Source organism: Candidatus Pelagibacter sp. PS_02 (genome assembly GCF_059418065.1).
Genome location: NZ_CM182079.1, coordinates 1,295,218 through 1,315,074 on the forward strand (window position 1 = coordinate 1,295,218; position 19,857 = coordinate 1,315,074).

The following is a 19,857-nucleotide window of genomic DNA, read 5'->3' on the forward strand; positions in this document are numbered from 1 at the left end:
TGATAGTTGCTGTAAGTCTTAGGCGCTTTTTTCTTTATCTTCTTCTTTGCCTTCTTTGCTTTCTTCTTTAACTTCTTCAAAGTCAGCATCAACTACATTATCGTCTTTTTTTCCTTCATCATTTTTATCACCTTCTTTTGGTGAGCCTTCTTTTTTCTCTTGAGATTTATAAATTGCTTCACCTAACTTCATAGAGGCTTGAACTAAAGTTTCAGTTTTCTTTTTAATTTCTTCGGTATCAGTTCCTTTAATAGCTTCTTTCAAGTCAGTTGAGGCATCTTCAATTGCTTTTTTATCAGCATCAGAAACTTTGGCACCATGCTCTTTTAGATTTTTTTCAGTAGAGTGTAAAAGAGTGTCTGCTTGATTTCTAACATCAACAGATTCTCTTTTCTTTTTGTCCTCTTCTTTATTTGCTTCAGCATCTTTTACCATTTTTTCAATCTCTTCATCACTTAAGCCACCAGAGGCCTGGATTTGAATTTTTTGTTCTTTTCCCGTTCCTTTATCTTTAGCAGAAACACTCACAATTCCATTTGCATCAATATCAAAAGTTACTTCTATTTGAGGCACTCCTCTTGGAGCAGGCGCAATTCCAACTAGTTCAAAGTTTCCTAACATTTTATTGTCAGATGCCATCTCTCTTTCACCTTGAAGCACTCTTATCGATACGGCAGGTTGATTGTCATCAGCTGTTGAAAATACTTGGCTTTTTTTTGTTGGTATTGTTGTATTTTTTTCAATTAATTTTGTTGAAACCCCACCTAATGTTTCAATTCCAAGCGATAAAGGTGTTACATCTAAAAGAAGGACATCTTTAACGTCTCCTTGAAGAACACCAGCTTGGATTGCAGCACCCATTGCTACAACTTCATCAGGGTTTACACTTTTATTAGGTTCTTTACCAAAAAAGTTTTTAACTTCAGATAGAACTTTAGGCATTCTTGTCATTCCACCAACCATTACAATTTCATCAATTTCACTTGCAGTAAGCCCTGCATCTTTAAGAGCAGTTTTACATGGTGGTAATGTTCTTGAGATTAAATCTTCAACCAAAGCTTCTAATTTTGCTCTAGTCATTTTTAGATTGATATGTTTTGGACCAGTTTTATCAGCTGTTATAAAGGGTAAATTAACATCTGTTTGTTCTGCAGAAGACAATTCAATTTTTGCTTTTTCAGCAGCTTCTTTTAATCTTTGAAGAGCCAATTTATCTGATCTTAAATCAATTCCAGAATCTTTTTTAAATTCACCAATTAAGTAATCAACGATTGTATTGTCAAAGTCTTCACCACCTAAAAATGTATCTCCATTTGTAGATTTAACTTCAAATACACCATCACCCAGTTCAAGGATAGAAACATCAAAAGTTCCACCACCTAAGTCATAAACAGCTATTTTTTTATTTTGTTTTTTATCTAAACCGTAAGCAAGAGAAGCTGCTGTTGGTTCGTTAATAATTCTTAAAACTTCAAGGCCAGCAATTTTACCAGCATCTTTTGTTGCCTGTCTTTGAGCATCATTAAAATATGCAGGAACCGTGATTACTGCTTTCGTTACTTCTTGGCCTAAATATTTTTCAGCTGTTTCTTTCATCTTTTGAAGAATAAAAGCTGAAATTTGAGAAGGTGAATATTTTTCCCCTTTAGCTTCAATCCAAGCATCTCCTTTTTCTGAATTCACAATTTTAAAAGGTGCAGCTGCAATATCTTTTTTTACAGTAGGGTCTTCAAAACTTCTTCCAATTAATCTTTTTACAGCAAAAATAGTATTTTCAGGGTTAGTTACAGCTTGTCTTTTTGCAGGTTGACCTACAAGTTTTTCCCCATCCTCAGTAAAAGCTACAACCGAAGGAGTTGTTCTTGCACCCTCAGCATTTTCTAAAACTTTTGGCTGACTACCTTCCATGATAGACACGCATGAATTTGTTGTTCCTAAATCTATTCCTATAATTTTGCTCATAATTTAATTCCTTTCCTTCATATAAGTGTTAATTTTCAATCTACAAGTTCTTACAATTATAATTAATTGTCTGAATTTTCTTTATTTTCCTCACTTTTTTGATCATCTGGAGTTTTAGTTTTTTTTGAAACTCCGACTAATGCTGGTCTTAAAAGTCTATCTTTCATCATAAAACCTTTTTGAATTTCCTGAACTATTGTTCCAGGTTCTTTTTGATCGTCATCAATTTCCATCATAGCTTGGTGTTGATTGGGATCCAATTTTTTACCAATAGAAACAACAGGTGTAATTCCATTTTTTGAAAAAATCGACACCATATCTTTACTAATAATTTCAAAATGCTCTAAAGTTTTTTTTAAAGCTTCAGTATCTTTTAATACTTCATCACTTTCTAAAATTTGTTTTGACCTTTCAAGATTATCAATTAAATTTAAAGCTTCTTTTGCAAAAGAAAATCCACCATAATCAAAAGCATCATCTTTTTCCTTTTCAAATCTTCTTCTTTGATTTTCCATTTCAGCAAAAGTTCTTGTAAGTTTATCTTCTAACTCCTTAATTTTTTCTTCAGGTGTAACCTCTTTTGCCTCTTCAGTTTTATCAGCTGAAATTTCTTGTTCTACTTGGTTTTGCTCCTCAGCTTCACTCTCTTTAATTTCTTCATTTTGGTTTTCAGAATTAATGTTTTGATCTTTTTCCATGACAACTTATATGGTATGAAATTTGATAATTGCTAGATGTTAAAGAATAAAATTATAAAATTGTTGGTAGGCACTAATAATAAAGGAAAATTAAGAGAAATTAAGGATTTATTGCCTAAAAATGTTGAAATATACTCTCCACAGGACTTTAAAATAAAAAGCCCTCCTGAAAATGGCAAGACATTTAAGGAAAACTCTTTAATCAAAGCTAAATTTTTTTCTAAAAAATCAAAAATGACATGTCTATCTGATGACTCAGGCTTAGAAATAGATGTTTTAGATGGAGATCCTGGAATTTATTCAGCTAGATGGGGAGGTAAAAAAGGCGATTTTAAAAAAGCAATGAATAGAGTTTTTAAGGAGTTAGATAAAAAAGACAAAAATTGGCGAGAGAAAAAAATTAAGGCCAGGTTTATTTGTGCCTTAACCATTTATAATAAAAATAAAGAAATAATAAATTCTATTGGAAGGGTTGAAGGTTTTATTTCACCAGTTATAAAAGGTAAAAATGGTTTTGGTTATGATCCTATTTTCATACCACTTGGAAAAAAAATTACATTTGGTGAAATGAGAGCATCACAGAAATATAAAATAGATCATAGATTTAAAGCTTTTAAAAAAATTAAAAAACTTTTTTAAATTCTCCATCTTCAGCTTTATAAAAATTTAAAATATGATTAATTTTATTGTTTTTAATTTCAAAAACTCCAACCTTTCCTTTAAACAAGGTTTTTTTAGTAAACATTTTTTTATCAATAACAGATTCGTTTTGAAGAATTAAATAATACACAAGCCCAACCAAGTCATAACTTAAAAATGACAATTGATTAGGGTACTGATTATATTTTTCAAAATATTCATTAGAAAATTCATCATAATTATCTTTATTTGCAGAAGGAAAATACAAGGGTTGTGAGCTTGTCTCTTTTAAAAGAGACTCATCAAACCATTGATTAAGAGTAATAAAATATTTTTCTTTAGGAGTTATATCCGTATAAAGCAGGGAAGTTGTTACACTTTTTAAACTTTCATCAAAATCAGAAATTACCACTGAGTCAAATTTTACACTACCAAGAGTATCTCTCTTTTTTAACCTTTCAATTAAGAGCTCTTTATTGCTTTGTTCCGATTTCTCTAGTCTATTTATTTCATCTTCAAGGTTTTGTTTTCTAATTTCATAACGTGTAATTTTTTCAATTTGTTTGGTAAGTTTAGTCGGGTCAGTATTATAAATATAATTTTCTAATGTTTTTATTTTAGAATTAGAAATAGCTTTTTCAATTTCATTTTTAAAACTTACATCTGGAGTAAGAAAGATAGTTTTTTTTATTTCGTTTAATTCTATAAACTTCTTAATTGCATTTAGTTGTGAAGTTGCATTAATTCCAGCGTTAATAATGTTTTTGGAAAAATTATCATTCTTATTCGTTAGAGCCAAGAATGTTAATTCACTTAACTCATCCAGGTAAATTAGACTTTCGTTAAAAACTGGACCAACAACAATTTTTATTCCTGAATTAGCCAACTCTTTGGCTACCACTAAAGTTACCTCAGGGTTTGATTGTGTATCTTTTGGTATAATCTCAATTGATGCATTGTTTATTGTATTGATTGCAAGACGTGTAGATTTAATTATAGATTGTCCTATTTCAGAGTTCTTTCCAGTTAAAGGGACAAGAAGACCAATCCTAATTTTCTCATTTGCCAAGAGTGCTACTGGAGTAATTAAGAAACCAAAAGCTAAAAAAAGTATAATTTTAATAATTTTGTTCATTTTAATGTTATTATTATAACTATTATAATTTGATGATTCTACATACTGAAAATATAAATAATAAAGTTAAAAGTGGTCTTTATATTGTATCTACTCCTATTGGGAATTTAAGCGACATCACTTTAAGAGCCCTAGAAGTATTAAAAAAATCGGATTATGTACTGTGTGAGGACACACGTATTTCAAAAAATTTATTAGAACGGTATGAAATTAAATCAAAACTTATTGCAAATCATAAATTTAATGAAAAAAAAAATTTATCGAAAGTAATTGATATTTTAAAATCAGGATCGGTCGTTTCTTTGATTTCTGACGCTGGAACTCCATCTATCTCAGATCCAGGAGCTATATTAGTCAATGAATGTGCTATTAACGAAATAGATATCTTTCCAATTCCGGGTGCGTCAGCTGTTTCTTCTGCAGTTTCCATAAGTGGATTTAATGAAAAATATTTTTTTTATGGTTTTTTTCCAGATAAAAATAGCAAATTAAATGAAGATTTCGAAAGGCTTGCAAATTTAGAGTGCTGTATTGTTTTTTTTATTTCTCCACGAAAATTTAATAGATCGATAAAAGATTTAAAACGTTACTTTGCAAATAGAAAAATTTTGGTTTGCAGAGAAATGACCAAATTTTATGAGGAATATATAAGAACAGATGTGGAGACACTTGAACCATTTAAATCTGATCCCAAAGGAGAGTTAACAATTGTTATTTCTGAAAAGGTAAAAGAAAAAAATTCATCGATAATATTAAAAGAATCTGATAAAATGACTATTCAAAAATTAATTAAAAAACTAAGCATAAAAGATATTACAGATTTAATTAGCCAAAATACTAATGTATCAAAAAAAGAAATTTACAATTATTGTCTAAAAATAAAAAATGAAAAATAAAATATTTTTAATAAGTTTAATTTTTTTAATTTTAACAGGATGTGTTGGGATTAGCTCAAAAGGAGTTTTTGGAACAGGTGTTAGTGTTGCGTTTGATCCAAGATCTTTAGGGACCCAAATAGACGATTCTGTAATGCAAAAAAATTTAGCTGCAAGATTAGCCCTAAGAGACAAGAGCTATATCTTAGCTGTTAGCACAAAAGTTTTAGATGGAAAAATATTTGTAACAGGAAAAGTAGATGATCCTGAAGAAAAACTTCAAATTACTAAACTTGCATGGGAAACAAAAGGTGCCAGGTCAGTTAAAAATGATATTAAAATAAAAGAAGATTTTAATTTTCAACAATCTGCTAAAGATTTGTTAATTACATCCCAACTTCGTACTGCTTTAATATTTAACAAAAAAATTAAAGCAACCAATTATCAAATCGACACTTATAAGAAAAAAATATTTATTTATGGGATTTCTTTAACCACAGAAGAAAGAAAAGAAGTAATAAATGAAGCAAAAGAAATACTAGATGTAGAAGATGTTATTGCAAGTATTGTCTTGGTTGAAGATTTAAGAATTCAAAAAAATTAACTCTTTTTATAATCAATTACATCAGCAGAGTAGGCAGCAACTGATGCTAAATTTATGATTTCTGAAGTAGATGACCTTAAAGGAGCTATTTCAATGGGTTGACCCAATCCAATTAAAAGAGGACCAATAACTTTTGTATCACCTAAGCTTTTCATCATTTTATAAGAAATAGCGGCACTGTGTTGGCCTGGCATTATTAATATATTTGCATTTCCAACAATACTTGAGAAAGGATATAATTCTTTGTATTCTTCATTTAAGGCAACATCTGGCTGCATGTCCCCATCAAAATCAAAATCTACATTTTTATCTTTTAAAATTTCAACAGCCTTTTTTATATGTTTAGTTCTACTTGTTAGAGGTTGACCAAAAGTAGAGTGAGAAACAAAAGCTACTTTTGGAACAAAGCCAAACATTTTAACTACTCTAGCTGATGAAATTGCAATTTCTGCAAGCTCCTCTGAACTTGGATATTCATTTACACTCGTGTCTCCAACAAAAATAGTTTTTCCTTTAGCAACAACCATATTTAATCCAAACATGATTTCACCTGGTCTAGCATCTACAACTTGTGTAACTTTATCAAAAGAAGCTCCAAATCTTCTAGTATTTCCAGTGACAGCACCATCTGCATCACCACAAGCAACCATACAAGATGCCCATATAACCCTATCATTTCTAACTAATCTATCACAATCTCTTTCCAAAAGACCTTTCTCTCTTTGCAATTTTTCAAATAAAAAGTTTACGTACTTCTCTCTTTTTGTTGTGTCTTCAGAATTAATTATTTCGATATCAAAATTTTCATTGTAGCCAATTTCTTTTATTCTTTCTTTAATTTTATTTTTTTTACCAATTAAAATTGGTGTACCTAATTTAGAATTTTTAAATGCAATTGCCGCCTTAAGAGTGTTTTCGTCTTCTCCATCTGCAAAAACAATTCTCTTTTGATTTTTTTTGATATGAGAGTTAATACCTTGCATAATAGTTACTGAGGGATCTAGCCTTTGTTTGAGTTGGTCTCTATAAGCCTCAAAATCTTTTATAGGTTTTTTTGCAACACCACTATCCATAGCAGCTTTTGCAACAGCTGCAGGAATTACACTAATCAGTCTTGGATCAAACGTGGATGGAATTATATAATCCTTTCCATATTTAGGACGATCTCCTCCCATTGCGGCAACAACTTCATCTGGAACATCTTCTCTTGCTAATTTTGCAATTGCGTTTGCAGCTGCAACCTTCATTTCTTCATTAATAGTTGTAGCTCTTACGTCTAATGCTCCTCTAAAAATATAAGGAAAACCAATTAAATTGTTTACTTGATTGGGATAATCAGATCTTCCAGTTGCAATAATGGCATCATCTCTAACTTCCATTATTTCTTCAGGTGTTATTTCAGGATCAGGATTTGCGCAGGCAAAAATTATTGGGTTCTTAGCCATAGTTTTTACTAACTCTTTTTTCAAAGCTCCTTTGGCAGATAATCCTAAAAATACGTCAGCTCCATTTATAGCTTCTTCTAAAGTTCTTTTTTTAGTTTCTACTGCATGGGCAGATTTCCACTGGTCCATTCCCTCAGTTCTACCTCTATAGACCACTCCTTTACGATCAAGCATGATTACATTTTCACTAGGTACACCACTATTTTTAAATAAATTTGTACAAGCAATTGCTGATGCACCTGCTCCATTTACAACAACTTTAATGTCTTTTATTGATTTGCCACTAATATCTAGGGCGTTAATTAATGCAGCTGTAGTTATTATTGCTGTTCCATGTTGATCGTCATGAAAAACTGGAATATCTAAAATTTCTTTTAATTTTTCTTCAATTATAAAACAATCAGGAGCTGCGATATCTTCTAAGTTAATACCACCAAAACTGCATGCAAAGTTTTTAATACTATTAATAATTTCATCAGAATCTTGTGAGTCAATTTCTAAGTCAATAGAATCTATATCGGCAAATCTTTTAAATAAAACTGCCTTTCCCTCCATGACAGGTTTAGATGCAAGTGCTCCTAAATTACCCATTCCTAAAATAGCTGAGCCATTACTTATCACTGCAACTAAATTTCCTTTAGATGTATAATCGTATGCTGTCTCTGGATCGTCAGCGATTGCTTGAACTGGAACTGCAACACCAGGAGAATAAGCTAATGCCAAATCCCTCTTAGTTGTCATTGGTTTTGAAGAATTTATTTCTATTTTTCCTGGCTTATTTAAGCTGTGGAATTCTAGAGCTTCTTTATCAGTATAATGATCTATTTTAGTTTTTTTCATTTATGTTAATTAGATATACAAATGGAGCAAATTTAAGACTAATATGATTTATGAACCTTATTAAGTCAACAAGCACGTTTAGCTTTTTTACAATAATTAGTAGGTTACTGGGCTATTTAAGAGATATTTTAATAGCAGTATTCCTTGGAACTGGAATTTTAGCAGATGCTTTTTTTGTGGCGTTTAGAATTCCCAATACTTTTAGAAGGTTATTTTCTGAAGGAACATTTAATGCGGCTTTTGTTCCGAGCTACTCATCATTATTGAATAATAAAAAAAAAGCACAAAACTTCGCTAATAGTATTTTTAATCTACTCACCCTAGGCCTAATAGTTTTAGTTCTGATTGTAGAGATATTGATGCCTTTATTTGTTTATCTAATTGCACCAGGTTTTGAAGGTGATTATGATAAAATGGAACTAGCTATAACCTTAACAAGAATTACCTTCCCATTTTTAATTTTTATAAGTTTAGCATCATTTTTTTCTGCAATTTTAAATTCACATAATAAATTTGCAATAGCGTCCGCTGCTCCAATTATTTTAAATATACTTTTAATTGGAGTTTTGTTATTTGCAAAAATATTAGACGATAATCTTGTTTATTATTTATCTTATGCAGTAACCATTTCAGGCGTTGTACAATTTATTTTTCTATACTTTTTTGTAAAAAAAAATTTTTCACCTAAGATTAAATTTAAAATTAACATTGATAAAAAAATTAAAAACTTTTTTAAAAAATTATTACCAAGTATTTTTTCATCAGGTGTTACTCAAATAAATATTCTAGTAGGAACAATTATTGCATCTTTTCAAGCTGGTGCGGTTTCTTACCTTTATTATGCTGATAGAGTTTATCAAATAAATTTAGCCATTGCTGGAATTGCAATTGGTACAGTTATTTTACCCCAACTATCCAAATATGTTAAAAGTCAAAAGAAAGATAAAATAAACTTAATTCAAAATAAAGCTTTAGAACTTAGTCTATTCTTGAGTATCCCAGCAACAGTTGCATTATTAATTGCCTCAGAAGAAATTATTTCTTCATTATTTGGCTATGGTTCTTTTGATGAGTTAAGTGTTAAGAATTCAGCAAAAGCTCTATTTTATTTTGCAATTGGTTTGCCTGCTTTTTCATTAATAAAAGTTTTTTCGACATTTTTTTTCGCAAGACATAATACAAAAATACCGTTTTATATTTCATTATTATCTGTTTTATTAAATATATTTATAAGTGTTATTTTTTTTAAACAAATTGGTTTTATAATCATACCAATCGCAACTACCATTTCATCTTGGTTTAATGCATTGCTATTGTTTATCTTTTTAAAAAAAGAAAGTTTTTTCAATTTTAATCTTATCTTTATAGATAGATTAGTTAAAATTTTAACAACATCAGTGATTATGGGAATATTTTTTAATTATATAATTTATTTTTTTAATAATGAATTATCCTATCAGGAAAATTTTAAAGCGATCTATTTAGTGGGTGCTGTTATTACTGGTCTTATATTTTATTTTTTCATTGCAGTTTTAATCAAGGCTTTTAAAAGAACTGATATTAATTTAAACTATTGATATGATTAAAAAAATTTTTTCTGGAGTACAACCTACTGGCAACCTACATTTAGGAAACTATCTCGGAGCAATTAAAAATTTTGTAAAACTCCAAAATGAAAAAGAAAATGAGTGTATTTTTTGTGTAGTTGACCTTCATGCAATTACAGTAAAACAAGATCCTAAGGAACTAAAAAAGAATATAAGAGAAACTGCAGCAACATTTATTGCAAGTGGAATAGATCCTAACAAAAGTATAATTTTTAATCAATCAATGGTTCCAGCTCACTCTGAAGCCGCATGGATATTAAGTTGTGTTTCAAGAATTGGTTGGCTTAATAGAATGACTCAGTTTAAGGAAAAAGCTGGAAAAGATAAGGAAAAAGCTAGTATTGGCCTTTACTCCTATCCTGTATTAATGGCTGCTGATATCCTGTTGTATGACGCAACTCATGTTCCTGTTGGTGATGATCAAAAACAACACTTAGAACTTTGTAGAGATATAGCACAAAAATTTAATAACGATTTTAATGCAACAGATTTTTTAAAAGTTCCAGAGCCCTTAATACAGAAAGAGTTTTCTAGAATAATGAGTCTTAAAGATGGTTTAAAAAAAATGAGCAAATCAGATCCTTCAGATTTGAGCAGAATTAATCTTACAGATAATAGCGAAGAGATTTTAAATAAAATTAAAAAAGCAAAAACGGATCCTTTGCCACTTCCTTCAGATATTAAAGATTTAAATGAGAGACCAGAAGCAGAAAATTTATTAGGGATCTATTCAAGTTTAAAAAATCAAAATTTAGAAAAATCTATTATTGAATTTAAAGAAAAAAATTTTTCAGAGTTTAAGGAGAAGTTATCAGAGACTTTAATTGAAACTATTGACCCAATCTCAAAAGAAATAAAAAAATTATTAAACGATGAAGGTTATTTAGATAAAATTCTTTTAGAAGGTTCTAATAAAGCTAATAAAATTGCTTCAAAAAAAATAAAAGAAATTAAAGATTTAGTAGGTTTTTAATAAGATTATATTAATTAGTTTAAATTTTCTCAGTAATCATTATATATAAAAAGATGTTTATTCAAACCGAAGTAACACCAAACCCAAATTCACTAAAGTTTTTACCTGGAAAAACAGTTTCCAATAATGGCTCATTTGAAGTGATAAAAAAAGAAGAAACTGACAATGAATTAGTAAGAAATATTTTATCAATTAATGGGGTTACAGGCGTATTTTTAGGAGAAGATTTTATATCTATAAATAAAAATGAAGAAGTAAATTGGGAAGATATTAAACATATAGCTATTTCACTGATTAATGATTTTTATTCTACAGGAAAAGAATTTGTAATTGCCAATGAGTTACTTGGAGAAAAAAAAGAAGAACACACTGAAATCGAAAAGCAAATTATAAGTATCTTAGAATCAAAGATTAGACCTGCTGTTGCAAAAGATGGTGGTGATATTAAATTTAAAGAATTTAAAGATGGAATTGTTAAGGTAGAATTACAGGGAAGCTGCTCTGGTTGTCCCAGCTCGACAATGACCTTAAAACAAGGAGTACAAAATCTTTTATGTCACTATTTGCCTGAGGTTAAAGAAGTGGTTGCAATATAGTTATGAGAAAAGAAATAATTATTAGAAAAAAACTTACATCGTTTTTTGAAACTGCAAAAGATTTAAAAAAAAAAATAAATTAAAAGCACAAAAAAGTGGACTAGATAATCTTTCAAGAACTTTTTTATCAAGTTTAATCATTATATCAATTTTTTTTATAGCTCCATTAGCCATTAATCTTACAAAAGAAAAAATGATACTTTCTAAGGACTATGAAAATAATTCAAAGAATAATTTAAAAAAATTATTAGAAAACAAAACAACAAAACTAGATGAACAATTAAATAAAAAGTTTTTATATGAAGATGTTTTAACATTCGATGAACAGCCCTCAGATGCCATACTATTAAGTGCTGCAACAATTGAAGAACTTTTTAAATCAACAAATTATAATTTAAAAGATGTTAGAGAAAATAAATTAGTAAAGCCTATAAATTTAGATCTATTACCAAAAGAAATTGGAAAAATAGAAAATACTAAAAAAAGAAAAGACTTATTCATTCAGATAATTTTGCCTTTAGTCATTGATGAAAATAATAGTATTAAACTAGATAGAATAAAGCTCTTTAGTATTTTAAATAAAAGCAAAAATACAAAGACAGAACAAGAGTGGTTAAACATAAAATTTAAACAATATGGAGTTGTAAATAAAGATTTATCAACATTGAAAATTAGAATGGATGAAGTGCCTGTTTCAATGGCAATTGCACAAGCAGCAAAGGAGACTGGTTGGGGAACATCAAGGTTTGCTCAAGAGGGAAATGCATTGTTTGGTCAGTGGACGTGGAGTGGAGAAGGAATAAAACCAGCCGATGCAGAAGATAATAGTACACATAAAGTTATGAGATTTAAGGTTTTGCAGGCGTCTGTAAAAGCTTATCAAAGAAATTTAAACACACACTCATCTTATAAAGATTTTAGAAGTGCAAGAGCAGAATTGAGAGATGAAGGAAAGGAATTAGACAGTATGATTCTTACTGAATACCTAGATAAATATGCGGAGACAGGAAAAGAGTATGTTAAAATTTTACAACAAATTATTAGACAAAATGATTTAACAGATTTTGATGATGCAAAGTTATTACCATCTAGCAAAGATTTAGAAAGTTTAATTTAATTTTGATTCACTGAAAATTGAACGCCAAACCATCTCCATATTCCATCATCATTAAGTGAACAATTAACTCTACCTCTTCTGAATGTAAATTTTTCTCTAAAATTTATGTTTAGTATATTTTTATTAAAAGTAATATTTGACCTATCCCATCCACTACCCTCATCAGAGAAACAATTAATATTTTCTATATTTTTTTGATTTTCAAAAAATTCAACAGATAATTTTGGTGGATTGTTATTGATAATATACTTGTCTTCAGGGTTTAAAGATTTGTATGGAAGTGGCCCAAGATTAATCAAAAATTTGAATCTTTCTAAGTCACCATATTTTTCATTAATTGGGAATCTGGGTAATTCATGAGGATCTTTATTAATATCAATAACACCAGAATGTTGTCCAAAAGCAAAATCAAAATTTTTGGAAATAAAATCTTTAATAGTTTTGCTATACTCCCCAAATGGGTATGAAAAAAAGATTGGGTTATAACCTAAGTTCTGATTAAAAATTTCAATTGAAGTATTAATATCAGCCAAAAAATTTTTTGCTTTCATATCAACCAGGTAATTATGAGAATGTGAATGATTGCCAATGTAAGCATATGACTCTTTTTCTACTTCTTGTATTTGTTGCCAACTCATATAGCCAGTTTTACCTACAGTTTCAGTTGAAACAAATAAAATAAAAGGAATTTTCTCTCTTTTCAAATATGGCCACGCAATTTTATAAAAAGATAAGAATGCATCATCTACAGTGATAAGTATTTCTTTTTTATTTTTTGGAAAATTAAATTCTTTTTGTAAATATTGTGGATCAAAAAATTTATAATTTGAGGTATTGATTATAGACATTTGTTCTTTGAAAATATCCATTTGTATATTTGTTGAAGGATACTTATTTTCATCAAATCGGTGATACATCAAAGAAAGAATGCCACTATCTTCAGAATAATATTTGATATTATTTTCTTCTGCTTTAGAATTGATAGCAAATAACATTATTATAATGAAAAATTTAATAGTAGATGCCACAAGAGATAAAATTTTTTTAACACTCATAGTTAGTGAAAATATTTATACTTGTACTCATGAAAATAGTAAAATTAATTTTGAAAAATTAATGATCTTAATTAATGATTTTTTAAAGGTAAATTCCTCTACTTTAGATCAAATTGATATTATTTATGTTAACAGAGGACCTGGTAGTTTTGCAGGAATTAGAAATTCATTAGCGACAATTAAAGCTTTATTTCTAACAAAAAAAATCAATTATTATTGTTTTAGTTTTGAAGATTTTAAAGGATTTAAAGAAGTTAAGTATGAAGAAGTCCCTAGTTTATGTGAAAAATTTAAAATTAAAAAGAATTTGATTAATCCTATTTATTTAAGTTAAAATTAAAAAATGTCAGAAAATATTGAACAAAAATGTTTAGCTAAAGGAGTTAAACTAACGGATCAAAGAAAAATTATCGCAAAAGTAATGTCAGAGTCTAATGACCATCCAGATGTAGATGAACTATATAATAGAGTTTCAAAGATTGATCCAAAAATAAGTATTGCCACAGTATATAGAACAGTAAAACTTTTTGAGGAGTCTGGAATTTTAGCTAAACACGATTTTAAAGGAGGCAAAGCTAGATACGAGGAATTAAATGAAGGACATCATGATCATTTAATTGATGTTAAATCAGGAGAAATTATTGAATTTGTGGATGAAGAGATAGAAAAGCTACAAGAAAAAATTGCTGATAAATACGGTTATCGATTGGTTGATCACAAATTAGAATTATATGGGGTTAAAAAAAAATCCTAACACAATGTTAAAAAAAATTTTTATTAAAACTTTCGGTTGTCAAATGAATGAATACGATTCAAATCGTATATTTGATACTGTAAAAAAAATAGGCTTTGAAAAAACTGAAAAATATGAGGATGCAAATTGTTATCTTTTAAACACCTGTCATATTCGTGATAAAGCAAAAGAAAAGGTTTACCATGAAATAGGAAGAGTCAAAAAAATTTTTAGAGAGAAAAAAAAACCAATTGTAATTGTTGCTGGTTGTGTTGCTCAAGCTGAAAATCAAGAAATGTTAAAAAGAGAACCTTATATTGATATTGTAATTGGTCCACAGTCTTACCATAAAATAAATGAGGCAATATTAAATCATTTAAAAAACAAAAAAAAAGAGGAAGAAACAGAATTTGATACAATTTCTAAATTTAATTATTTAAGTCAGATTAAAAATAAAGACAGTAAAGTCTCTTCATTTTTAACAATCCAAGAAGGTTGTGATAAATTCTGTCATTTTTGTGTAGTGCCTTATACTCGTGGACCAGAATACTCCAGACCTTTTGACCAAATCATAAATGAAGCAAAAGAATTGGTTCAAAGTGGTGCAAAAGAAATTATCTTGTTAGGTCAAAATGTAAACGCATACAGTTATGATGAGGAAGGTAAAGAATATAGACTATCAGATTTGTTAATCAAACTTGATAGCTTTGATAAACTTGAAAGAATTCGATACACAACATCTCATCCTAAGGATATGACAGATGATTTGATTAATGTTTATAAGACATCATCTAAACTGATGCCCCTTGTACATTTACCAGTACAAAGTGGATCAAATAAAATTTTAAATCTAATGAATAGAAAACACACCATTGAAGAATACCTGCTAGTTTATGAAAAATTAAGGAAGATTAACCCAAAAATTGAGTTTTCTAGTGATTTTATTATTGGATATCCAGAAGAAGATGAGCAAGATTTTAAAATGACAATGGAACTAATTGAAAAAGTAAAATTTATCAACTCTTATTCGTTTATCTTTAGCCCAAGACCAGGAACCGTTGCTGCAAATTTAACACTCGTGGATCAAAAAAAATCTAAACAAAGATTAGAGATAATTCAGGAGAAATTATTTAATAACCAAATAAAAAAAAATAAATCTTTAGAAAATAAAATTTTAAATGTTCTAGTAGAAAATAAAATGAAAGATGGGATTAAGTTATTTGGCAGAACAGAATATATGACATCAGTAATTTTTGATGGGAATATAGAAAATATTGGAAAACTTGTGCAAGTCGAAATAACAAGTAGCAATCAAAATAGTCTTTTTGGAAAATTAACTGAAAGCTCTAAAAAAAAGGTAGCTTAAAATTGAATAATACAGTTTCAAAAAAAATTAATTCAACATTAAAATTTGTATACTCTGATAATAACTCTTTAAGTGTTATCTTCCATGATAATGATTTATTAATGGGAGTTGTTGGTGAGTTTAATGAAAATTTAAAAGAACTTGAAAAAATTACTAATACAAATCTTTATTCAAGGGGAAATTCTATTTTAATAAAATCAACCCCAGAACAAAACGAAATTACAAAAAATGCTATTCAATTTCTTGCAAATCAATTTATTAACAATGGCAGTATTGAGAAAAAAGATATAATCTCATCTATAGATAAATTTATGATTGAAGAAAAAGTAAAAAATCAAAATGTTTCTGATATAATTAAAACACCAAAAAAATCTGTTATCCCTAGATCAGAGAGACAAAAAGAATATGTTAGAGCTTTAAGACAAAGTGATATTGTCATATCTGCAGGCCCTGCAGGAACAGGTAAAACTTTTTTAGCAGTAGCAGTTGGATTAACTATGTTGCTTGATAAAAAGATTGAAAGAATTATTCTATCAAGACCAGCAGTAGAAGCTGGTGAGAGACTTGGTTTTTTACCAGGAGATATGAAGGAGAAAGTAGATCCTTATTTAAGGCCTCTATATGATTCTCTCTATGATTTATTTGATTTCGAAAAAATACAGAGAATGATTGAAATTGGTGATATTGAAATAGCACCACTTGCTTTCATGAGAGGAAGAACGTTAAAGAATTCTTTTGCAATTTTAGATGAAGCCCAAAATGCAACAGATACTCAAATTAAGATGTTTTTAACACGTATAGGTGAGAATTCTAAAATTGTTATAAATGGTGATCCTTCTCAAATAGATCTTCCAAATAAAAACATGTCAGGCCTAAGTAGATCTAAGAAATTACTTGGGCACTTAAAAGAAATTTCAGTTGTAGATTTTGATCATTCAGATGTGGTGAGACATCCTTTGGTATCTAAGATTGTAAAAGCGTACTCTGACCAAGAAAATGATTAAAATTGATGTAGTTTCGGAGTGCACTCTCTGGAGCAAAAAAATCAAAAGAAATAAAACTTTTTTTAATTCTATTCTAAAATTTTTTCCAAAAAAATATAAATTTATTGGTAAAAAAATAAATCTAACAATTTTACTTTCAAATAATAAGAATATTAAAAAGCTTAATAAAGATTTTAGAAATAAAAATAAACCTACAGATGTATTATCATTTCCATTTGAGAAAAAATTTAACCCAAAAAAATCAAATTATCTCGGTGATATAGTAATTAGCTATGAGTTTATGAATAAACCAAAAAATATAAGCATTTTAGAGTTTAAACAAAAAGTCGTTAAAATTTTTATTCATGGATTTCTTCATTTATTAGGACACGATCATATAAAACTAAAAGATTTTAAAAAAATGATTAAAGAAGAAGATTTAATTTATAAATTCATTAAAACAAAAGTTGCTTAACTTGCTTAAAAAAAATTTTTTAAACATATTATATGTATTTTTTTTAGGTGCTATCAGCTCTTACAGCTTGCCACCTTATAATTATTTTATAATTAATTTTTTTACTTTTTCGTTATTCTTTATTTTTCTTTTTACACAAAAAAAAACTAATCCAAATAATAAATCGTTCTTTAAATATGGATGGTTTTTTGGTTTTGGTTATTTTTTATGTAGTTTATATTGGATTGCAATTTCTTTAACTTTTGATGAAAGCTTTAAATTTTTAATACCAATAGCTATAGTTTTATTTCCTGCTTTTCTTGCAATATTTTATGGATTTATAACTTATTTGTTTTCTGTCTTTTATTCTAGAGATATTGTTAGTACATTTTTTATTTTTTCAATTTTATTTGGATCTATTGAATTTATTAGAGGGTCCATTCTTACTGGTTTTCCATGGAATTTAATTGCTTTTAGTTTTTCAGAAAGTATTTATTTTATTCAAATTCTTTCAGTAATTGGGACTTATTCTTTCAATTTAATTTGTATATCTTTGTTTACTGTTCCAGCTGTATTTATCTTAAGAAAAACCAAAAAAGAAATTATTGTCTGTTTTTTCTTTATAATAATTTCTGTAGGTTTTTTAGTTTTTGGCAATTTAAAATATAATCAATTCAATACTACAGCTGATATTAAAAATAATTTTACAATAAGAGCCGTATCACCCAATATTAGTTTAGACCGATTTTATTCAAAGCAGGATGAATTAAAGATAATACAAGAACTAATTACCTTGAGTAGCCCAGAAAAAAAAGAACCAACGATTTTTTTATGGCCTGAAGGAATTATTCCAGACAGTTATTTAAGAGATATGGATATATATAAGGAATTATTTTCAAATAGTTTTTCGAGTGATGATTTAATTATCATGGGTCTAAATAGTGTAAAAATTAAAAATAGTGAAAATTTATTTTTTAATTCAATGGCGATTTTTAATAATAAATTGGATTTAATTCATAGTTATAACAAAATTAATTTAGTGCCATTTGGAGAGTTTACTCCATTTGAATCAGTTCTTAGTTTAATAGGACTTAAAACAGTAACCAATGATTACCAATCTTTTTCAAAAGGTGAGAACCAAAAAGCACTTTTAATAAAAAATGACAAGATAGAATTAAAATTACTTCCCTTAATCTGTTATGAAATTATTTATTCAAATAGATTATTTAAAGACAAAAATTTTGATTATATAATCAATATTTCAGAAGATGGGTGGTTTGGAAATTCTATTGGCCCAAAGCAACATTTTGCACACAGTATCTTTAGATCAATTGAAAGTGGAAAATATGTAATTAGATCAGCAAACAATGGAATATCTGCCATTGTTAATCCAATAGGTATTATAGAAAAAAAAGTTGAGTTTGGCACTATTGGATATGTTGATTTTAAAGAGAGTAAAATCCTTAAATCTACACCTTATATGAATTATGGGGATAAGATATTTTTTATACTTATTTTATTATATATTTTTTTAATTTTTTCATTTAAGAAAATCACACATGAGTAATTTAAAAAATTTTTTATTTACAAGCGAGTCTGTTTCTGAAGGACATCCAGACAAAGTGTCAGATCGTATTTCTGATATGGTTGTGGATAGCTTTCTTTCAGGTGATCCTTTTTCAAGAGTAGCATGTGAAACTTTAACCACTACAAATAAAGTTGTTTTAGCTGGAGAAGTAAGAGGACCAAGCATCAAAGAAGAAGATCTTATTCAAAAAGTAAGAGAATGCATCAAGGATATAGGGTACGATCAAGATGGTTTTACTTGGAGAGAAGCTACAAAAATAGAAAGCCACCTTCATGCACAATCTGCTGATATAGCGATGGGTGTGGACTCATCAAGTAATAAAGATGAGGGAGCGGGTGACCAAGGAATAATGTTTGGTTATGCTTGTAACGAAACTGAAGAATTAATGCCAGCACCAATTCATTATTCTCATAAGATTTTGAGATTAATGGCGGAAGATCGAAAATCTGGAAAATTAAAAAATATTGAGCCAGATTCAAAAAGTCAAGTTACGTTTGAGTATGAAGATGGAAAACCAACCAAAGTAAAATCAGTTGTTATATCTTCACAGCACTCAGCAGATGTAGATCAAGCTAAAGTTAGAGAATTATTAAAACCTTATTTATTAAAATCAATTCCAGAAAAGTTTTTGAAAGATTTTAATGAAGAAGAATTATATATAAACCCAACCGGAAATTTTGTAATTGGTGGCCCAGATGGGGATTGTGGCTTAACAGGTAGAAAAATTATTGTAGATACTTATGGTGGAGCAGCACCTCATGGTGGAGGAGCTTTCTCTGGTAAAGATCCAACTAAAGTTGATAGATCAGCTGCTTATGCAGCAAGATATATTGCTAAAAATATTGTTGCATCTAACATTGCTGAAAAATGTTTAATTCAATTAGCATACGCAATTGGAGTTTCTAAACCTTTATCAATTTATGTAGATTTATTTGATAATGATTTAGAAAAAAATAAATTTGTAACAGAAAAAATCTCAGAAAATTTTGATTTAAGCCCAAGAGGTATAAGAGAAATGCTTGGCCTAAATAAACCTATTTATGAAAAAACAGCAGCTTATGGTCATTTTGGAAGAGTGCCTGAAGCTAACGGCTCATTTTCATGGGAAAAAACTGATAAAAAAGACGTTTTTTCTAAATAGTTGCTATTGAATTAAAAAAAAATCTTTATATATTGCCCTTACATTA

At 28.5% G+C, this 19,857-nt stretch carries 20 protein-coding genes; 14 read left to right on the forward strand and 6 right to left on the reverse strand.

Annotation, left to right across the window (positions count from 1 at the left end; all coding sequences use genetic code 11):
• Window positions 1-18 precede the first annotated feature (18 nt).
• Both dnaK and AC5SL4_RS06895 read right to left on the reverse strand, forming a co-directional pair.
• Window positions 19-1,962, reverse strand: coding sequence for a molecular chaperone DnaK (gene dnaK / locus AC5SL4_RS06890; protein WP_006997539.1), 1,944 nt, complete (start codon window positions 1,960-1,962; stop codon window positions 19-21).
• A 62-nt stretch (window positions 1,963-2,024) separates the two neighbouring features.
• Complete coding sequence (locus AC5SL4_RS06895; protein ID WP_006997538.1) at window positions 2,025-2,660, reverse strand: nucleotide exchange factor GrpE; 636 nt, start codon at window positions 2,658-2,660, stop codon at window positions 2,025-2,027.
• A gap of 36 nt (window positions 2,661-2,696) precedes the next feature.
• Between AC5SL4_RS06895 and rdgB the strand changes: the two genes are divergently transcribed.
• Window positions 2,697-3,299: an RdgB/HAM1 family non-canonical purine NTP pyrophosphatase gene (gene rdgB / locus AC5SL4_RS06900; RefSeq protein WP_006997537.1), complete on the forward strand. Its 603-nt coding sequence runs from the start codon at window positions 2,697-2,699 to the stop codon at window positions 3,297-3,299.
• On the opposite strand, the gene AC5SL4_RS06905 is transcribed toward rdgB, so the two are convergent.
• Window positions 3,283-4,434: an ABC transporter substrate-binding protein gene (locus tag AC5SL4_RS06905; protein WP_006997536.1), complete on the reverse strand. Its 1,152-nt coding sequence runs from the start codon at window positions 4,432-4,434 to the stop codon at window positions 3,283-3,285. The two genes, rdgB and AC5SL4_RS06905, sit on opposite strands and share 17 nt — an antisense overlap.
• A gap of 32 nt (window positions 4,435-4,466) precedes the next feature.
• Between AC5SL4_RS06905 and rsmI the strand changes: the two genes are divergently transcribed.
• Entirely contained in the window at window positions 4,467-5,330 is an 864-nt protein-coding gene (gene rsmI, locus AC5SL4_RS06910) for a 16S rRNA (cytidine(1402)-2'-O)-methyltransferase (RefSeq protein ID WP_494587319.1), read from the forward strand.
• Window positions 5,320-5,913 (forward strand): BON domain-containing protein, encoded by a 594-nt coding sequence (locus tag AC5SL4_RS06915; protein WP_494587320.1) that lies wholly within the window; start codon window positions 5,320-5,322, stop codon window positions 5,911-5,913. Before rsmI ends, AC5SL4_RS06915 begins: the two co-directional genes overlap by 11 nt.
• On the opposite strand, the gene AC5SL4_RS06920 is transcribed toward AC5SL4_RS06915, so the two are convergent.
• Window positions 5,910-8,198, reverse strand: coding sequence for an NADP-dependent malic enzyme (locus AC5SL4_RS06920; RefSeq protein ID WP_006997533.1), 2,289 nt, complete (start codon window positions 8,196-8,198; stop codon window positions 5,910-5,912). The genes AC5SL4_RS06915 and AC5SL4_RS06920 overlap by 4 nt on opposite strands.
• 50 nt (window positions 8,199-8,248) lie before the next feature.
• Here AC5SL4_RS06920 and murJ point away from each other — a divergent pair, with 50 nt between their 5' ends.
• From murJ to AC5SL4_RS06935, 3 genes are read left to right on the forward strand one after another with little or no spacing between them, the layout of a single operon-like run.
• Window positions 8,249-9,775, forward strand: a complete 1,527-nt coding sequence (gene murJ, locus AC5SL4_RS06925) for a murein biosynthesis integral membrane protein MurJ (RefSeq protein WP_006997531.1) — start codon at window positions 8,249-8,251, stop codon at window positions 9,773-9,775.
• A gap of 1 nt (window position 9,776) precedes the next feature.
• Window positions 9,777-10,778 (forward strand): tryptophan--tRNA ligase, encoded by a 1,002-nt coding sequence (trpS, locus tag AC5SL4_RS06930; RefSeq protein ID WP_006997530.1) that lies wholly within the window; start codon window positions 9,777-9,779, stop codon window positions 10,776-10,778.
• Between the two features lie 53 nt (window positions 10,779-10,831).
• Window positions 10,832-11,374 carry a NifU family protein gene (locus tag AC5SL4_RS06935; RefSeq protein ID WP_006997529.1) on the forward strand — a complete coding sequence of 181 codons (543 nt, stop codon included), beginning with the start codon at window positions 10,832-10,834 and terminating at the stop codon, window positions 11,372-11,374.
• 33 nt (window positions 11,375-11,407) lie between these two features.
• On the opposite strand, the gene AC5SL4_RS06940 is transcribed toward AC5SL4_RS06935, so the two are convergent.
• Entirely contained in the window at window positions 11,408-11,548 is a 141-nt protein-coding gene (locus AC5SL4_RS06940; protein WP_494587321.1) for a hypothetical protein, read from the reverse strand.
• A 19-nt stretch (window positions 11,549-11,567) separates the two neighbouring features.
• Here AC5SL4_RS06940 and AC5SL4_RS06945 point away from each other — a divergent pair, with 19 nt between their 5' ends.
• Window positions 11,568-12,491: a glucosaminidase domain-containing protein gene (locus tag AC5SL4_RS06945; protein WP_494587322.1), complete on the forward strand. Its 924-nt coding sequence runs from the start codon at window positions 11,568-11,570 to the stop codon at window positions 12,489-12,491.
• Here AC5SL4_RS06945 and AC5SL4_RS06950 read toward each other — a convergent pair.
• Window positions 12,488-13,486: a polysaccharide deacetylase family protein gene (locus AC5SL4_RS06950; RefSeq protein WP_006997527.1), complete on the reverse strand. Its 999-nt coding sequence runs from the start codon at window positions 13,484-13,486 to the stop codon at window positions 12,488-12,490. The genes AC5SL4_RS06945 and AC5SL4_RS06950 overlap by 4 nt on opposite strands.
• Before the next feature lie 7 nt (window positions 13,487-13,493).
• Between AC5SL4_RS06950 and AC5SL4_RS06955 the strand changes: the two genes are divergently transcribed.
• Genes AC5SL4_RS06955 through metK form a run of 7 tightly spaced genes read left to right on the forward strand, consistent with a single transcriptional unit; the run spans window position 13,494 to window position 19,811 of the window.
• Window positions 13,494-13,880, forward strand: coding sequence for a peptidase M22 (locus tag AC5SL4_RS06955; protein ID WP_006997526.1), 387 nt, complete (start codon window positions 13,494-13,496; stop codon window positions 13,878-13,880).
• A gap of 9 nt (window positions 13,881-13,889) precedes the next feature.
• Window positions 13,890-14,300: a Fur family transcriptional regulator gene (locus AC5SL4_RS06960; RefSeq protein WP_006997525.1), complete on the forward strand. Its 411-nt coding sequence runs from the start codon at window positions 13,890-13,892 to the stop codon at window positions 14,298-14,300.
• A complete protein-coding gene (gene miaB, locus AC5SL4_RS06965; RefSeq protein WP_494587323.1) occupies window positions 14,278-15,645 on the forward strand; it encodes a tRNA (N6-isopentenyl adenosine(37)-C2)-methylthiotransferase MiaB in 1,368 nt (455 codons plus the stop codon). Before AC5SL4_RS06960 ends, miaB begins: the two co-directional genes overlap by 23 nt.
• Before the next feature lie 2 nt (window positions 15,646-15,647).
• Entirely contained in the window at window positions 15,648-16,649 is a 1,002-nt protein-coding gene (locus tag AC5SL4_RS06970; protein WP_011281670.1) for a PhoH family protein, read from the forward strand.
• Window positions 16,642-17,103 (forward strand): rRNA maturation RNase YbeY, encoded by a 462-nt coding sequence (ybeY, locus tag AC5SL4_RS06975; RefSeq protein ID WP_011281671.1) that lies wholly within the window; start codon window positions 16,642-16,644, stop codon window positions 17,101-17,103. The genes AC5SL4_RS06970 and ybeY overlap by 8 nt, the downstream gene beginning before the upstream one ends.
• A gap of 1 nt (window position 17,104) precedes the next feature.
• Window positions 17,105-18,649, forward strand: coding sequence for an apolipoprotein N-acyltransferase (lnt, locus tag AC5SL4_RS06980; RefSeq protein ID WP_494587324.1), 1,545 nt, complete (start codon window positions 17,105-17,107; stop codon window positions 18,647-18,649).
• Complete coding sequence (metK, locus tag AC5SL4_RS06985; protein ID WP_494587325.1) at window positions 18,642-19,811, forward strand: methionine adenosyltransferase; 1,170 nt, start codon at window positions 18,642-18,644, stop codon at window positions 19,809-19,811. The genes lnt and metK overlap by 8 nt, the downstream gene beginning before the upstream one ends.
• Window positions 19,812-19,857 lie beyond the last annotated feature (46 nt).

Coding starts and splice junctions, on each gene's coding strand:
- dnaK (WP_006997539.1), bottom strand. CDS start 1,962: ATGAGCAAAATTATAGGAATAGATTTAGGAACAACAAATTCATGCGTG.
- AC5SL4_RS06895 (WP_006997538.1), bottom strand. CDS start 2,660: ATGGAAAAAGATCAAAACATTAATTCTGAAAACCAAAATGAAGAAATT.
- rdgB (WP_006997537.1), top strand. CDS start 2,697: ATGTTAAAGAATAAAATTATAAAATTGTTGGTAGGCACTAATAATAAA.
- AC5SL4_RS06905 (WP_006997536.1), bottom strand. CDS start 4,434: ATGAACAAAATTATTAAAATTATACTTTTTTTAGCTTTTGGTTTCTTA.
- rsmI (WP_494587319.1), top strand. CDS start 4,467: ATGATTCTACATACTGAAAATATAAATAATAAAGTTAAAAGTGGTCTT.
- AC5SL4_RS06915 (WP_494587320.1), top strand. CDS start 5,320: ATGAAAAATAAAATATTTTTAATAAGTTTAATTTTTTTAATTTTAACA.
- AC5SL4_RS06920 (WP_006997533.1), bottom strand. CDS start 8,198: ATGAAAAAAACTAAAATAGATCATTATACTGATAAAGAAGCTCTAGAA.
- murJ (WP_006997531.1), top strand. CDS start 8,249: ATGAACCTTATTAAGTCAACAAGCACGTTTAGCTTTTTTACAATAATT.
- trpS (WP_006997530.1), top strand. CDS start 9,777: ATGATTAAAAAAATTTTTTCTGGAGTACAACCTACTGGCAACCTACAT.
- AC5SL4_RS06935 (WP_006997529.1), top strand. CDS start 10,832: ATGTTTATTCAAACCGAAGTAACACCAAACCCAAATTCACTAAAGTTT.
- AC5SL4_RS06940 (WP_494587321.1), bottom strand. CDS start 11,548: ATGGCTAATGGAGCTATAAAAAAAATTGATATAATGATTAAACTTGAT.
- AC5SL4_RS06945 (WP_494587322.1), top strand. CDS start 11,568: ATGATACTTTCTAAGGACTATGAAAATAATTCAAAGAATAATTTAAAA.
- AC5SL4_RS06950 (WP_006997527.1), bottom strand. CDS start 13,486: ATGTTATTTGCTATCAATTCTAAAGCAGAAGAAAATAATATCAAATAT.
- AC5SL4_RS06955 (WP_006997526.1), top strand. CDS start 13,494: ATGAAAAATTTAATAGTAGATGCCACAAGAGATAAAATTTTTTTAACA.
- AC5SL4_RS06960 (WP_006997525.1), top strand. CDS start 13,890: ATGTCAGAAAATATTGAACAAAAATGTTTAGCTAAAGGAGTTAAACTA.
- miaB (WP_494587323.1), top strand. CDS start 14,278: ATGGGGTTAAAAAAAAATCCTAACACAATGTTAAAAAAAATTTTTATT.
- ybeY (WP_011281671.1), top strand. CDS start 16,642: ATGATTAAAATTGATGTAGTTTCGGAGTGCACTCTCTGGAGCAAAAAA.
- metK (WP_494587325.1), top strand. CDS start 18,642: ATGAGTAATTTAAAAAATTTTTTATTTACAAGCGAGTCTGTTTCTGAA.